Source organism: Tychonema sp. LEGE 06208 (assembly GCF_015207505.1).
Taxonomy (GTDB): domain Bacteria; phylum Cyanobacteriota; class Cyanobacteriia; order Cyanobacteriales; family Microcoleaceae; genus Microcoleus.
Window position 1 is genome coordinate 1 of record NZ_JADEWT010000226.1, and the last position, 1,314, is coordinate 1,314.

Consider the following 1,314-nt stretch of genomic DNA (forward strand, 5'->3'; position numbering starts at 1 on the left):
AGAGAACGCCACAGAATGATTGATCCTATAATAGTCAAAATATAATTTCAGTGTGCAGCCTATCTTATGTCTCTAAAATCTATCATGAAACTGACCGAACACGCCAAATCTCTTTACATCGAAACAGCTAAAAAACTCAAGGGGACAGACAGACGACAATTCATGGCATCGGTAGTCAAAGATTTAGGAATAGGTGGACAAACGTTAGTAGAACGGGAGTTAGGATGGAATAGACGGACCATCCGTAAAGGGATGAAAGAATTGAAAAGTGGTGAGCCAATTGTCGATGGTTTCAAGCGCAGTGGACGAAAGCGGGTTGAAACAAAATTACCCAACTTATTGAAAGATATTACATCGTTAGTAGACCCACACAGTCAAACTGATCCTAGCTTTAAGAGTACACGATTATATACGCGCATGACTGCCAATGAAGTCCGTCGTCAATTAATTAAACAATTTGGTTATAGTGATGAAGAACTACCGAGCGCCGAAACAATTAGAAGAAGATTGAATGATTTGGGTTATACCTTAAAACGAGTTTTGAAAACTAAACCAGTCAAAAAAATCCCCGAGACCTCAGCCATTTTTGAACAACTTGAACAAGTCAATACAGCAGCCGATAATAACCCAAATACTCTCCGAATTTCCATTGATGCCAAAGCTTCCGTCAAGATTGGAGAATTTGATAGAGGTGGTAAAAATCGGACGCCAACTATTGCAGTTGACCACGATTTTTCGACTCAATCAAGTGTGATTCCCTATGGTATTTTTCTGCCTGAGTACAATGAGCTATTTTTATTCTTCGTTACTTCTAAGTTGACGGCTGATTGTATAGTTGACTTACTTGAAAGTTGGTGGCAAACTGTTAAACACCGTTTTAGTCACATTCAAAAATTGGTCATCAATCAGGATAATGGACCGGAAAATCATTCTCGTCGTACTCAGTTTATGAAACGAATTTTAGATTTTTCCCAACAATCTCAACTGACGTTACAATTAGCTTATTATCCGCCCTATCATAGTAAATATAACCCAATAGAACGTTGTTTTGGTTGGTTAGAAAAGCATTGGAATGGTAGTTTACTTGACACTGTTGAGACTGTTGTAAATTTCGCCAAAACTCTCACATTTAAGGATAAAAATCCAGTGGTGACATTGGTAGAAACAATTTACTCCACAGGAGTTAAACTTTCGGAGTTAGCTATGGCAGAAATTGAAACCCAGATTCATCGTCTCCCCAATCTTCACAAATGGTTTGTAGAAATTTTCGCTAAACCCACATAGCTATTGGATCATTCTTTTTGTGGAGGTCTC

The 1,314-nt window shown here is 38.2% G+C and carries 1 protein-coding gene; it reads left to right on the forward strand.

The genetic code is table 11. The features are described 5' to 3' along the window. The first annotated feature begins 84 nt into the window (after nucleotides 1-84). Nucleotides 85-1,284: an ISAzo13 family transposase gene (locus IQ263_RS28040; protein ID WP_083888119.1), complete on the forward strand. Its 1,200-nt coding sequence runs from the start codon at nucleotides 85-87 to the stop codon at nucleotides 1,282-1,284. The last annotated feature ends 30 nt before the right edge of the window (nucleotides 1,285-1,314 follow it).

Excerpts from the sequence above, each read along its gene's own strand:
- IQ263_RS28040 (WP_083888119.1), top strand. The coding sequence starts at position 85 with ATGAAACTGACCGAACACGCCAAATCTCTTTACATCGAAACAGCTAAA.